The organism is Haladaptatus sp. HS23, assembly GCF_056892285.1.
Genome location: NZ_JBXGLH010000009.1, coordinates 168,202 through 180,857 on the forward strand (window position 1 = coordinate 168,202; position 12,656 = coordinate 180,857).

11 protein-coding genes and 1 tRNA gene are annotated in these 12,656 nt (G+C 62.3%); 3 read left to right on the plus strand and 9 right to left on the minus strand.

All coding sequences use genetic code 11. The features are described 5' to 3' along the window. Window positions 1-18: 18 nt before the first annotated feature. Window positions 19-783 (minus strand): hypothetical protein, encoded by a 765-nt coding sequence (locus tag AC1XDK_RS21920; RefSeq protein ID WP_483352101.1) that lies wholly within the window; start codon window positions 781-783, stop codon window positions 19-21. 127 nt (window positions 784-910) lie between these two features. On the opposite strand from AC1XDK_RS21920, the gene AC1XDK_RS21925 reads away from it, so the two are divergent. The 3 genes from AC1XDK_RS21925 (at window position 911) to AC1XDK_RS21935 (ending at window position 3,722) form a co-directional block, all read left to right on the plus strand. After that, window positions 911-1,597, plus strand: a complete 687-nt coding sequence (locus tag AC1XDK_RS21925; RefSeq protein ID WP_483352102.1) for a hypothetical protein — start codon at window positions 911-913, stop codon at window positions 1,595-1,597. A 59-nt stretch (window positions 1,598-1,656) separates the two neighbouring features. Beyond that, window positions 1,657-2,166 (plus strand): deoxyuridine 5'-triphosphate nucleotidohydrolase, encoded by a 510-nt coding sequence (locus tag AC1XDK_RS21930; protein WP_483352169.1) that lies wholly within the window; start codon window positions 1,657-1,659, stop codon window positions 2,164-2,166. 110 nt (window positions 2,167-2,276) lie between these two features. Then, entirely contained in the window at window positions 2,277-3,722 is a 1,446-nt protein-coding gene (locus AC1XDK_RS21935) for a S8 family serine peptidase (RefSeq protein ID WP_483352103.1), read from the plus strand. Window positions 3,723-3,930: 208 nt separating this feature from the next. Here the strand turns inward: AC1XDK_RS21935 and trpB are convergent, their stop codons facing one another. The 8 genes from trpB to gnd form a co-directional block, all read right to left on the minus strand. Beyond that, complete coding sequence (gene trpB / locus AC1XDK_RS21940) at window positions 3,931-5,100, minus strand: tryptophan synthase subunit beta (RefSeq protein ID WP_483352104.1); 1,170 nt, start codon at window positions 5,098-5,100, stop codon at window positions 3,931-3,933. 89 nt (window positions 5,101-5,189) lie between these two features. Continuing rightward, window positions 5,190-6,695 (minus strand): FAD-dependent oxidoreductase, encoded by a 1,506-nt coding sequence (locus AC1XDK_RS21945; RefSeq protein WP_483352105.1) that lies wholly within the window; start codon window positions 6,693-6,695, stop codon window positions 5,190-5,192. Between the two features lie 56 nt (window positions 6,696-6,751). After that, window positions 6,752-8,377 (minus strand): alkaline phosphatase family protein, encoded by a 1,626-nt coding sequence (locus AC1XDK_RS21950; RefSeq protein WP_483352106.1) that lies wholly within the window; start codon window positions 8,375-8,377, stop codon window positions 6,752-6,754. 156 nt (window positions 8,378-8,533) lie between these two features. Further along, window positions 8,534-9,958 (minus strand): MATE family efflux transporter, encoded by a 1,425-nt coding sequence (locus tag AC1XDK_RS21955; RefSeq protein WP_483352107.1) that lies wholly within the window; start codon window positions 9,956-9,958, stop codon window positions 8,534-8,536. 285 nt (window positions 9,959-10,243) lie between these two features. Further along, the gene (locus AC1XDK_RS21960; protein WP_483352108.1) at window positions 10,244-10,402 is read right to left on the minus strand and encodes a hypothetical protein; all 159 of its coding nucleotides are present in this window, start codon (window positions 10,400-10,402) and stop codon (window positions 10,244-10,246) included. A 253-nt stretch (window positions 10,403-10,655) separates the two neighbouring features. Continuing rightward, window positions 10,656-10,728 (minus strand) — tRNA-Arg (locus AC1XDK_RS21965). Between the two features lie 144 nt (window positions 10,729-10,872). Continuing rightward, window positions 10,873-11,448, minus strand: coding sequence for a 2Fe-2S iron-sulfur cluster-binding protein (locus AC1XDK_RS21970; protein ID WP_483352109.1), 576 nt, complete (start codon window positions 11,446-11,448; stop codon window positions 10,873-10,875). A gap of 195 nt (window positions 11,449-11,643) precedes the next feature. Then, complete coding sequence (gnd, locus tag AC1XDK_RS21975) at window positions 11,644-12,543, minus strand: phosphogluconate dehydrogenase (NAD(+)-dependent, decarboxylating) (protein WP_483352110.1); 900 nt, start codon at window positions 12,541-12,543, stop codon at window positions 11,644-11,646. Between the last annotated feature and the right edge of the window lie 113 nt (window positions 12,544-12,656).

A 12,656-nucleotide genomic window follows, 5' to 3' on the forward strand; every position in this document is an offset into this window, starting at 1 on the left:
ACGGTGGGTACGCGACCGTCAGTCGAACCGAACGTCGGCGATTTCGACGTCGGTCACGGTCGGCGTTCCGTCGTCGGCGCGGCTCCACGAGAGCGCCGGAACGACGTCGTAGGCTTCGGTTCCGTTTTGCAGTTCGAGTCGAACGGTCTTCCCTTCCGCTAGCCAGCGGTTTATCTCGGCCCGTTGGTCGTCGGCGAACCGGTTGGTCTCCCCGGTACTCTTGCCGCGACGAACCGCGACGACGTCGACGGTCAACCCGTCGGCGCTGGTCTTCAGATTCACCCGAAGCGGTACCTGCGCTCGCTCGTCGGTGAGAAACGGGAAGGAGAGGACGGCGTCTTCCGCGTCCTCCAGTCGGTCGATTTCGGTGCCTAATCCCTCTCCGACGGCACCTACCGACTCGCCGACGGCGTGCATCGACTCTTCGACCGAATGCATCGACTCCTGTACCGACTCCTCGATTTCGCGTCGAAGTCGGTCGCCGAAATCGGGGTCGAACGGGCTCGGGTACCCCTTGTCTCGGTTATCGCGACCACGGCCATGACCACGACCACGACCGCGACCGTGACGGCGCTTTCGGGAGTCGTGTCCCGACGGGGGAGACATCCCTCGTGGCGAGCGCGCGTGTGGGTTCTCGCCGTGAAGGTCCCAGTGTCCACCGTGTCCGCGCTCCAATCCGCGACGGAGGGCCTCCTCCCACGAGAGGTCGAGTTGGCGCTTTCGCCGTTTCAGCCGTTCGAACACCTCGTCGTCGTCGATTGAGATTCGGATATCTCGACTCATGAAACCGACTACCAGCCCGAGAAGCATAACGGTTTCCATAAATCACACACTCAAATCACATCCAACTCACATAGTACTCACAGTTAGTGCATAGATTTATGAGACACCCCACGGAACACCGTGAACGATGCACACACAAAGCGGGCACGACGAGCGGGTTCGGGTCTCGGGAATCGCGACGTACGACGAGGTTATCGCGGACCGGTTGGACGTTTCGGGCGTACTGACCGTCGACGGCGACGTTCGGGTCGAGCGGGCGAAGCTGTCCGGCGCGACCACTGTGCAGGGCGATTTTCACGGGGATTCGATGACGGTCTCCGGGGCGACGAACGTCGATGGAGACGTGACGACGGCCGATATCACCGTCTCGGGGTCGCTGTCGGCGACCGGAACGACCGCCGCCGATGCGTTCGAGTGTTCGGGGTCGGTGCAGCTCGAACACGTGAAAGCCGACGGGTTCGAGGCGTCCGGTGCGGTCGAAGCCCGGACGATGCAGGCAGGGACGGTCAGGATTCGCGGTGCAATCGAAGCGGGACGCATCGAGGCGGACGACATCGAGTTCGACCTCGTGTCCGACTCGGTGGTTTCACATCTCATCGGGGATTCCGTCGTCGTCGCCCGACATCGGCCCGACGGGTTCCTTCGGGCGGAACGCGTCGAAGGCGACCACGTGGCACTCGACCACGTCGACGTCGGGACGGTCGTCGGCGACCACGTGCGTTTGGGTTCGGACGCCCGCGCCGAGGTTGTTCGGACCGACGAACTCGACGCGGCGGACGGAGCGACCGTCGGGACGGTCGAACGACGGGAGTAAAAGACGGATACGGGTGAGCGAGTGAGTGTCACCCGAACTGCCCGAGAACGGTAACGGCTATACCATCTCGGACACGCCGTCCGTCTATGTTCGAGAGCGGAACGTTCGTCGCGGAACACGTCTCGGAGGTCAGGCGGCAGCAGGTGCAACCGAACGGCGTCGATTTGACGCTGGAAACGGTGTACGAACAGCGGGACTCGGGCCGAATCGGGCGCAACGGCAAGGAGATCGGCGACCGCCAGCAGGTCGAGTCCGAGCAGATAACCGAGAAATCGCCGGAGAACTACTACCTTCCTCAGGGCGGTTACATCGTCCAGTACGCGGAAACCATCGAAATACCCGACGGACACGTCGGCTTCGTGTACCCCCGTTCGTCGCTCATGCGGAACTCCTGCATGCTCAACACGGCGGTTTGGGATGCGGGCTACAAGGGCAAAGGAGAGGGACTGTTGCAGGTTCACCACGACATCGAACTCGAACGCGGTGCACGCATCGCGCAACTCGTTTTCGCCGAGGCGGACCACGACGAAACCTACGACGGCGACTATCAGGGCGAGAATCTGGAGTAACAGACAGTCGAACACCCTGTCAGTTACTTTCCCAAAACAATACAGCAAAAACCAATTTTCAATCATCGGCAACAATATTTTAGTTTATTTATTACCGACCGGAAATCGGGATGGCTGATAACAAATCACAACATCGGCGACGATTTCTCAAAACGACCGGGGCGGCGGCAGTTGCGTCCGTGGTTCCGCTCAGCGCGACGGCGACGGCGGGCGGCGGAATTTTGGACAGTGCGTTCGACCGTACCACGGATGCACTGCAAGAATCCCTCGTCGTGTTCGACAGCAACGACGACGTCGACCGACTCGGAACGCTGAATCTCACGAACGGCTATCACAAGTTCGAGGTGCTTCCCATCGGCTATACGGAACTGTCAGTGAATCAGTTGGAGTCGGTGGCCGGTTGGGAATCGGTTAAATACGTGCAGAAGAACGTCGAGTTGAATTACTACAACGACGATAGCCGCGAAGTGACGGGCGTCGATGACGTACAGTCGGACCTCGGCTACACGGGGGACGGTGTCCACACGGCGGTCATCGACTCGGGCGTGGACGGCGACCACCCGGACCTCAAATCGAGCCTCGTTGCGAACTGGCAGTGGGTCGGCAACCCCCTCGACTCGCCGACGTTGTGGGCCCGGGCGAGTATCGCGGATACCGATACGATCGGACACGGGACACACTGCTCGGGGTCGATTGCGGGCGACGGGACCCAAAGCGACGGACAGTTCCGAGGGATGGCACCGGATGTTGACTTGACGGTGTATGCCGCGGGGGCCACCCTGTTGGTCGTGAAAGCGGCGGCGGCATATGATCACCTCCTGTCGCGCGTCCAGAGCGGGAAGAGCGACGTGAAGATCGTATCGAACTCCTACGGTTCCTCGAACGGCGAAGTGTTCCACCCCGACCAAGCCCTCAACGTCGCAACGTGGCAGGCCTACCGAACGGGACTGTTGCCGATATTTGCGGCGGGGAACAGCGGACCGGGGACGAACACCCTCAACCAGTACGCGAAAGCACCGCACGTTCTCGGCGTCGCAGCGACGAAGGACGACAAGCACGTCACGGACTTCTCCTCCCGCGGGCGCAAACAGGACGGCACCAACACGCCCGACAACTGGGGCAGGAAGACCGCACTCGACAACCTCACGGCCTATCACGCCGGGGAGAGCAGTTCCGGCCCCTACGGCATCTATCGTCCGGGTATCGGCGCACCCGGCAACGCGATCGTCAGCACGATGTCACCCGCCGATGCGCTACAAGCGGAAAGCCCGGACGACGGTCGACTCTGGTATGCGACCATCAGCGGAACCAGCATGGCGACACCGATGACCGCGGGCATCGCCACGCTCGTCGTCGATGCGTACCGACAGAACAACGGCGGCGACATCGGCCCGTTGGAGTTGCTCAACACGCTCACGGCCGAAGCCGAAGACGTACACGGCGGCTACACCCCGTGGAACATCGGGAGCGGCTTCGTGGACGCCACCGATGCAGTGAAGCGTGCCGAGAACGGCAACACCGGGACGTACAGCGACGTAGTGCTTGTGGATTTCTAACACTAGCCAAACCGATACGACTATTTCTATCGGATTTCGATTGCGGCGTGAACGAACGTGGAAGAGGAAGACATATTGAAACGATGTGTCGAGTGGGCGAACAATTGCTCGAAATATACGTCGAGGAGGGCCGATGCCCGGACTGTCGGGAAGCGTGACGAGTTGACGGGTAAACGTCCCGCAATCGGGGTTCGAACCGCGATTTTTCTCAGTTGCCGAGGTCGAACAGCTCCGCGGCCTGTTCCATGTCCTTGTCGCCTCGTCCGCTCAGGTTGATCAGAATCACGTCGTCCTCGTCCCGCTCCTCTGCGAGCTGTTTCGCCAGCGCGACGGCGTGGCTGGATTCGAGCGCGGGGATGATCCCCTCCAACTCGCTCAGTTCGCGGAACGCGGCGAGGGCCTCGTCGTCGGTGACGCCGGTGTACTCACAGCGGCCGGTTTCGCGGAACTGGGCGTGTTCCGGGCCGACGCCGGGGTAGTCGAGTCCCGCCGAGACGGAGTGGACCTCCACGTCGTCGTTCAGGATGCGGGTTCGCATCCCGTGGAGGATGTCGGTCTTTCCGTTCGCCAGCGGGGCCGCGTGGCGGGTCGAATCCGACCCTTCGCCGCCGCCTTCCGCGCCGTAGAGTTCCACGGGGTCGTCGCGGAACGCGTGAAAGAGGCCGATGGCGTTCGACCCGCCGCCGACACAGGCAACCGCCGCGTCGGGCAGTTCTCCCGTCTCCTCCTGAATCTGGCGTCGCGCTTCCACGCCGATGACCGACTGGAAGTCGCGGACCATCCGCGGGAACGGGTCGGGACCGACGACGCTGCCGACGAGGTAGTGGGTGTCGTCCACGTTGTGCGCGAAGTCCTCCAACGCGGCGTCGACCGCATCGGCCAATCCGGAGTCGCCGCGGGTGACTTCGTTCACCTCCGCACCCATCAGACGCATACGGAAGACGTTCATCTTCTGGCGCTCCACGTCCTTTTTCCCCATGTAAATCTCGGTGGGGATGTCGAGGAGCGCGCCGACCATCGCGGTGGCGGTGCCGTGTTGACCCGCACCGGTTTCGGCGATGAGTCGGTCCTTTCCCGCCTGCTTCGCCAGCAGGGCCTGTCCGAGACAGTTGTTGATTTTATGTGCGCCGCCGTGGAGCAAGTCCTCCCGCTTCAAATAAATCTGTGCACCGTACGCCTCCGAGAGTCGTTCCGCGTGATAGAGCGGCGTCGGCCGCCCCGCGAACGATTCGAGCAGTCGTCCGAACTCGCGTTGGAACTTCTCCGTCCCCGAAATCTCGTCGTAGGCCTGTGCCAACCCTTCGAGCGGTTCTTCGAGCGGTTCGGGGACGTGACGGCCGCCGAACGTCCCGAACTCCGTCGTGTTCTGCTGAGACATGGGAGACTGATACCGGCCCCATGAACATAAATCTACTCCAATGGCCACAAGAATCCACTAATGGACAGATGTGTTCTGTCCCGTGGCTGCTATTCCTTCGGAAGGTCACGAACGGCAGGGCCATCGAGAAGGGTACCGTCGTAATCGAAACGCGACCCGTGACAGGGACAGTCCCACGACTGCTCCCCGTCGTTCCACTCGACGACGCACTTCAAGTGCGGACAAATAGCGGAGACGCGGTGGCGTTCCCCGTCCTCGTCCCGGTATTCGGCGACGGGGGCTCCGTCCTCACGGACGACCCGTGCCTCGCCCGGCGCGAGCGATGCTCCCGCTTTACTCGGTTTCAACAGCCAATCCTCGACGAAGTGTTTCCCGACGTTCGCGTTTTCCCCGGCGAGCGAGGGAAGGTCCGACAGCGGCGGCAGTCGTCCCGGGTCGAACGCGTCGGCCCACTCGCTTCCGTCGCCCGCGATTTCCTCGGCGAGGATACGACCCGCCGCGATACCGCCCGACATTCCCCACCCGCCGAACCCCGTGGCGACGTAGATGTGCTTCCGCCACGGCGCGATGGGACCGACGAACGGCACGCCGTCCACCGAACGGTAGTCCTGCGTCGACCACCGGTAGACTACTTCCTCGACGTCGAACCGTCGTCTCGCCTCGCGTTCGAGCGCTCGATAGCGGTCCGCGGTCGAACCGCCCTGTCCAGTCTTGTGATTCTGCCCGCCGACGAGGAGGAACGATTCGCCCTCCGTCTCGTGTTGCCGGACGGAGAAGTACGGTTCGCCCGACCGGTAGAACATCCCTTCGGGTTTCGGGTCGCGCGTCCGGACGGCCAGCACGTACGACCGTTTCGGGTAGTTTCGAGCGAAGTAACCTGCGGGGTCCAGTATCGGGAAGTGTGACGCGAGGACGACGTCGGTGGCTGTTACCGTTCCACCCTCCGTCTCGACTTCGCACGGAGAACCCGCCCGAACGTCCGTCACTCGCGTCCCTTCGAAGATGTCACAGCCACCCTCCAATACTTCCTCCGCCACGCCGAGGAGGTACTTTCGCGGGTGGAACTGCGCTTGGTCGTCGAATCGAACCCCCGCCACCGCGTCCGAAACGGTCGGCACTTCTTCGACGAACGACGCGGGAAGGCCGACGCTGTGGGCGGCACCGACTTCGCGCCGCACGTCCTTTCGGTCGTTCTCGTCGGAGACGTATGTGTAGGCGGGTCGTCGCTGGAAATCACAGTCGATAGTCGTCGCCCGTTCGGCGACGGTTTCGATGGCTGCCTCGTTGGCGGCCGCGTACTGTCGGGCGCGCTCGCGCCCGAACCGTGACCGAATCCGGTCGTATTTCAATCCGTGCTGGCTCGTCAGTTTGGCCGTCGTCCGCGCCGTGACGCCGGAACAGACACGGTCGGCTTCGAGGACGGCAACCGTCTTTTCCGACCCCGTCAGTTCCGCGGCGGTGGAGAGGCCGGCGATACCGCCGCCGACGATTGCGACGTCGACGTCGAGGTCAGTTTCGAGCGAATCGTAGTCGGTCCCGTCCGTCGTCTCTAGCCAGAGCGATGCGTCTTCCCCCGGCAAATCGTTCGTGTTCATTGAAACCCAGAGTTGGGTTCGACAGTCGTCGGAATAAGAAAGGCGGCCGTCCGGAGTTACTGCATGTAGCCGAGGTCCGCCAATCGCTCTTCGACGTCCGCGTCCTCCTCCATCGAAACGGAGTCACCCTCGTCGTAGGCGGGGTAGGACTGCGCGCCGGCGTCCTCGACTATCGGAATGACGCTGCCGTCCATCCGGTCGCTGTACGGGATTCCGAGCGCTGACATGACCGTCGGCGCGACGTCGAAGAGGTGCGCCTTGGTCGGCATCGAATCCGCGTCGATTCCCTCCCCCTTCGCGGCGACGATACCTTCGAGCTTGTGATTCCACGGCTCCGTCGGCGGCGCGAAGTACTCGCCGAGCAGTTGTGCCGAGAGGAACTGCCCCATCTCGTTCGGAATCGTCACGATGTCCGGCGCGTTGTCCGCGTTCTTCCCGTGAAAGTACGTTTCGCGCGGCGCGACTTCACCGAAGATGGGTTCGCCGTCCGGGGTTTCGACCCCGCTGAGTTTCTCTATCAACTCGTCCCGAACCTCGTCGTACCGGTCCGGCGGAACGATGCCGTTCGGTTCGCGTCCTTGGAGGTTGATTCGCACGCCGAGTTCGGTTCGGGCGCGCATGTAGGCGGCCGACTTCGGGAAGTCGACCTGCTCGTTGGCCGTCCGCGCCACGTTCTTCGGCGCGTACTGCTTCGCGATTTCCGCGAGTCCGACCTTCTCCAACCCGGTTCGAATCCGGTGGGCGGTGAAACCGAACTGGGCCGCCTTCGCGGCCATCCGTTCGAGCGTGTTCGGTTCCCACGTCTTCGTGTCCTTCCCCTCCCGGAGTTCGTCCTGAATCGGGTTCCACGACGGCATTCCGCGGCCGCCCTTTCGGGCCTTCACGTAGCCCTCGTCGCGGAGGAACTCGTTGACGCGGAACTCGTACTTCTCGTACGGTCCCATGCCGTGGTCGCTCGCGATAAAGACGGTGTCCGGGTCACACTCTTCGAGGAGTTTGCCGACCTGTCTGTCCGTCTCCTCGTAAACGGTCTTTACCTTGTCCCAGTCGCCGTCGAACTCGTGGAAGACGGTGTCGGGCTTTTGGAACTGGACGAAGCCGAAGTCGGGTTCGTGTTTGTCGGCCAGATAGCGAAACGCCTCGCCGCGCATTCGGACGAGACTCGTGTACTCGTCCATCTTCTGTGCGTCCGTGTAATCGGACTCCTCGCGGGAGTACGTCGGGTAGACGCGGTACTCGCCGATGGCGTCGCGCACCTCCTCCAACAGTCCCTCGGGATGACAGCGCGGGTCCTCGGGACCGATGAATCCCGGGATGAGCGCTCCGTCGATTTCGTCCGGAGGGTGAGTCACAGGGACGTTCACGACGACGCTCGTGAGGTCGTGTTTGTCCAACAGCGTCCAGATGGCGTGTTCCTCGACGTCGCTGCCGCTGACGACGTGAAAGTCGTATCCGTCGTACGCGACGAACCCGCAGACGCCGTGTTTTCCGGGGTTGACCCCGGTGTACATCGACGGCCACGCGCTCGGCGTCCACGGCGGCATCTGTGATTCCAGCGGTGCGGCAACCCCGCCATCGCAGATAGAGCGGATATTCGGGATAACGTCGTCTTCGTACAGGCGCTCGAAAACGGGCAGACATCCGGCGTCGATTCCGATGAGAAGAACGTCTACGTTGCTCATTTTTTATCACCCAGGCAGTAGTTTCGACCCGCGGCTTTCGTTTCGTTCGCCAAGCAAGGGGTGTCATCTTGCAGTGCGACGGTCGCCAGACTCATTGGGGGTACCTACACTCTCCAATCATTTTATTATGTTACTCTTAAACCGGACAGCCAATCGTTATTCGCCTTTGCCGTCGGCGACCGTAACGCCGGGTTCATCGATAACCGTGCGCTTCCACGTGCCGCGAGTGAACCACAGCGCGGCGACGATGGCACCGATTATGTTCCCGAAGGCCATGCCTACCCAGACGCCAGTGGGTCCCATATCGCGGACGAACGCGAGGAGATACACCGCCGGGACGCGGCCGAGCCAGAGGGTTATCATGGAGAAGGCCATCGCCAGTTTCGTGTTCCCCGCGCCACGGTACGCGCCGAGGAGGACCTGTAAAACCGCCATGAACGCGAACTCGGCGGAACGAATCCGAAGATACTCGCTGCCGAGTCGAATGGTCGCGTCCGCCTGCTGGGTTCCCGTCGCCATGAAAACGCCGACTATCGGACGTGGAAACAGCAATGCAACGATTGCAACGGTGAACATCACACCGGCACCGACCTTCGCCGCGAGCCAAACCGCTCGCTCCGCGCGGTCCGGTTTCTTCGCCCCGAGGTTCTGCCCGACCATGGTGTTCGTCGCGCGCCCCAACCCCATCGCGGGGAGGAAGACGAGCGACGCGAGGCGGTTCCCGAGGCCGTAGGCGCTGACGACGGGCGGCGCGAACTGGACGACCATCGCCGTCAGTGAAATCATCGCGAGCGAACTCGTGGACTGTTCGAGCGCGCTCGGCGTCCCGATGCGGACGATTTTCCAGATGAGACCGAAGTCGGGAACCAAGTCGTCCAGTCGAACGGTCGGTCCCGCGCTGGTGAAAAACAGGACGTACAGGCCGAGAATGCTCGCCACGGCGCGTGCCGAGATGGTGGCGAGCGCTGCACCTTGGACGCCCATGCCGTCGAGCGACCCGAAGCCGAAGATGAGCAACGGGTCGAGGACGACGTTGACGGCCACGCTGACCATCATTATCCGCATCGGAGTGCGCGTGTTACCGTATCCGCGCATCAGGGACGTGAAGACGAAGAAGCCGAACAGGAACGGCAGTCCGAGGAAGTACGTCTCCATGTAGCGCTGCGCGCGCGGAACGACCTGTACGGTCGTCGCCCCCTGTGAAGGCATCAACGCGAGCATCGGGTCGGTGAGGAAGTACCCGATGATACCGAGGAGGATGGCGAGAAGGCACACGAAGGTGAGGATTTGGCCCGCGACCTTTCCCGCCGACCCTTCGCTGTCCGCACCGGTAAACTGGGCGACGAGGATGCTCCCTGCCGTCGTAAACCCGCCCGCGACGGAGATGAGGAAGAAGATGAGCGGAAACGCGATACTCATCGCACCGACCGCGTCGGACGACAGTCGACCCAACCAGAAGGTGTCCGCAACGTTGTACATCACCTGCAGCAGTTGAATGACGACTATCGGCCACGCGAGTTCGAACATCGGTCGCACCAGCCCACCGTCCGTGATAGAGCTACTGGGCTGTGTGCTGGTCATCGTACTTTCGAAACGAAATAGGTCCGTTTCAATATTTCGAATCGCAAACGGGTCGGTAAGATGTGCCGCAATCCGCTCGACGCGCCGGTCGGCGTTCGCTCGTCTCGATACCGAATAGAAGACCGTACACGGTCGAAACGGGCAAATGACTGGAACGGGTTCATCAGTGGGTTAAACGGTTACTAAGCGGATTTTAACACGTCGTTTCGAACATCGCGATGCCCTGCTCTCCGAACGGATATCTCGATCGAAACGCCGTTTCGCGGACAGCGTCGCCACGGGGAGTTACCGTTTCAGTCGTGCGATGGCACTGGCGGGCGTCGGACCGGAAGCGAAGCGCCCCTCCTCGGTTCGTGCTACCCATTCGTGGCGCGAAACCTGACGGACGATAGGACACTGGGACGGATTGCGGACCGCGTATTCTGGAAAGCACTCGAAGGGCATACGCCAACCACAACGGCCGAAAAATTAAGTAATTACCAGCTACGAACCGAGTAGCGTCCCCCTGAAGCGCGATATCGGCGAGTGGGAACGGCGTTACTCGGTCCAGTTGGGGTTCACAGACGTCACAGAATGAGCAGGCGCGACGGGATTTGAACCACGCCCGGGAACCTGCGCTCCGCGCAGAACCTCGGTCTACTTCAGAATCCCACGCTTTCGCTCGTTCGTTCCTCACGTCCGTTCGTCACAGAATGAGCGGGCGCGACGGGATTTGAACCCGCGGCATCTTGGTCCGGAACCAAGGACTCTGTCCACTGAGCTACGCGCCCTCAACCGTTCCTTCGTGCAGAAGGGCTTTAGTTTTGTGCCTCCGCCATCCTGACTATCGTTCCTGTCGAAAAGCTAGCCGTCGGGAGATAGAGTAGAACGTCGATACGTCGGGCGGAGCCCCGAGATGAAAGCGAGAGATGTGGTTACGGCGTTTCGTTCGTCTCGACGCCGATGTCCGCCTGTGGGTACGCGGTGCAGGAGAGGAAATACCCTTTTTCGAGTTCGTCGTCGCTCAGCGTATCGTTGTTGCTGTGGACGATGTCGTCGGGTTCCCCATCGGCGAGTTTCGCACCACAGGACAGGCACTGGCCCTCCCGACAGGAGTAGGGAAGGTCCCAGCCCTCGTCTTCACCCGCTTCGAGGATGGTCTCGTTGCTGGCGACTTCGATGGTTTCGCCTTCGTTGACGTACTCGACTTCGAAGTACTCGACTTCGTCCTCCGGGATTGCGGACGGGTCGAAGCCCGTATCCTCTTCCTCTTCACCTTCACCCGCGAGTTCGCCTTCCGCGCCGCCGCCGATGGCGACTGCACCGCCACCACCGATGGACCGGTTCATCGGTTCGGGGAAGTCGGTTTCGGGAACGCTCGCCGCCCGCTGGTCGAGCACTTCTTGGGAGATGTCGTCCGCGATTCGCCACTCTGTACCCTTCGTGTAGTGCAGAGCCACCACGATGAGGGCGAGTAGTAGCCCGAGTCCCAGACCCAGTTCGTTTACCATATGGCGGTGGCTACGGAACGGTGGTTTAACAGCATTGTGATTGACGCGGACGCGTGGCGTCATCGGAAGGAGAACACGTGGGAATCCCTTTCGGACGCAGAACTCCCGCAAGACCACGCGTACTTTCCGAGCCAAGGGGTAACGACGCGAAAAAACCGGCGAGGAAAATCCGCCCGAAGTGGAGAGTGAACCCGCTCAGTCCCGCGCGACTTCGTGTCGACCGAAACCGTACCGGAGTCGGTTCGCCAGTCGCCGCGAGAAGCGACCTTCGGCGGGCGAACGACTGCCGAACCGCTCGGAAAGCGCCTCGTAGATGAGCGGCACCGGGACCTCCTGTTCGAGCGCCTCTTGGACCGTCCACGTGCCGGTCGAACCGCCAGCGATGTGGTCGGCCACGTCGCCCAAATCGGTGCCCTCCTCGCGGAACGCCTCCTCGCAGAGTTCGAGGAGCCACGAGCGAATCACCGCGCCGTTGTTCCACGTTCGGGCAACGGTCTCCAAATCGAGGTCGTACCGGCCTTCGTGGAGGAGTTCGAACCCTTCGCCGTAGGTTTGCATCAGCGCGTACTCGACGCCGTTGTGAACCATCTTGACGTAGTGGCCCGACCCCGACTCGCCCATCCGGTCGTGGCCGTCCGGTCCAGTTGCCACGGCGTCGAAGACGGGCGTCAGTTCCTCGTAGGCCCACTCGGGTCCGCCGACCATCAGCGAGAAGCCGAGTTCGGCACCCGCCGGGCCGCCGCTCGTTCCACAGTCGAGATACGCCGCCGAAGTCGTCTCCGCTCGGCGCACCGAGTCCTCGAAGTAGGAGTTGCCGCCGTCCACGACCACGTCGTCGCCGTCGAGGTACGGTTCCAAGTCTTCGAGCGCGGCGTCAACCGGTTCCCCGGCGGGTACCATCAACCAAATCCGTTTCTCCTCGCCCAGTTGCTCGGCGAGGTCGGCGACCGAATCCGCCGGTTGCGCGCCCGCCTCGGCCGCGGACTCGACGGCCTCCTCGGCCACGTCGTAGGCGACGATATCGTGTCCAGCAGCCAGCGTTCTGTCCACTACGATTCGACCCATTCGCCCCAAACCGATGACGCCCAGTTGCATGGGAGTAGGTGGAGGTGGGGGTGAGGTAGGGATTGCGGTTCCAGTCGCGGGTCACGCGGACGTGGACCGGGGGAAGCGCGCCTCGAGTAGTGCAAGTCACAGGATACGTTGTG

Excerpts from the sequence above, each read along its gene's own strand:
- AC1XDK_RS21920 (WP_483352101.1), bottom strand. The coding sequence starts at position 783 with ATGAGTCGAGATATCCGAATCTCAATCGACGACGACGAGGTGTTCGAA.
- AC1XDK_RS21925 (WP_483352102.1), top strand. The coding sequence starts at position 911 with ATGCACACACAAAGCGGGCACGACGAGCGGGTTCGGGTCTCGGGAATC.
- AC1XDK_RS21935 (WP_483352103.1), top strand. The coding sequence starts at position 2,277 with ATGGCTGATAACAAATCACAACATCGGCGACGATTTCTCAAAACGACC.
- trpB (WP_483352104.1), bottom strand. The coding sequence starts at position 5,100 with ATGTCTCAGCAGAACACGACGGAGTTCGGGACGTTCGGCGGCCGTCAC.
- AC1XDK_RS21945 (WP_483352105.1), bottom strand. The coding sequence starts at position 6,695 with ATGAACACGAACGATTTGCCGGGGGAAGACGCATCGCTCTGGCTAGAG.
- AC1XDK_RS21950 (WP_483352106.1), bottom strand. The coding sequence starts at position 8,377 with ATGAGCAACGTAGACGTTCTTCTCATCGGAATCGACGCCGGATGTCTG.
- AC1XDK_RS21955 (WP_483352107.1), bottom strand. The coding sequence starts at position 9,958 with ATGACCAGCACACAGCCCAGTAGCTCTATCACGGACGGTGGGCTGGTG.
- AC1XDK_RS21960 (WP_483352108.1), bottom strand. The coding sequence starts at position 10,402 with ATGCCCTTCGAGTGCTTTCCAGAATACGCGGTCCGCAATCCGTCCCAG.
- AC1XDK_RS21970 (WP_483352109.1), bottom strand. The coding sequence starts at position 11,448 with ATGGTAAACGAACTGGGTCTGGGACTCGGGCTACTACTCGCCCTCATC.
- gnd (WP_483352110.1), bottom strand. The coding sequence starts at position 12,543 with ATGCAACTGGGCGTCATCGGTTTGGGGCGAATGGGTCGAATCGTAGTG.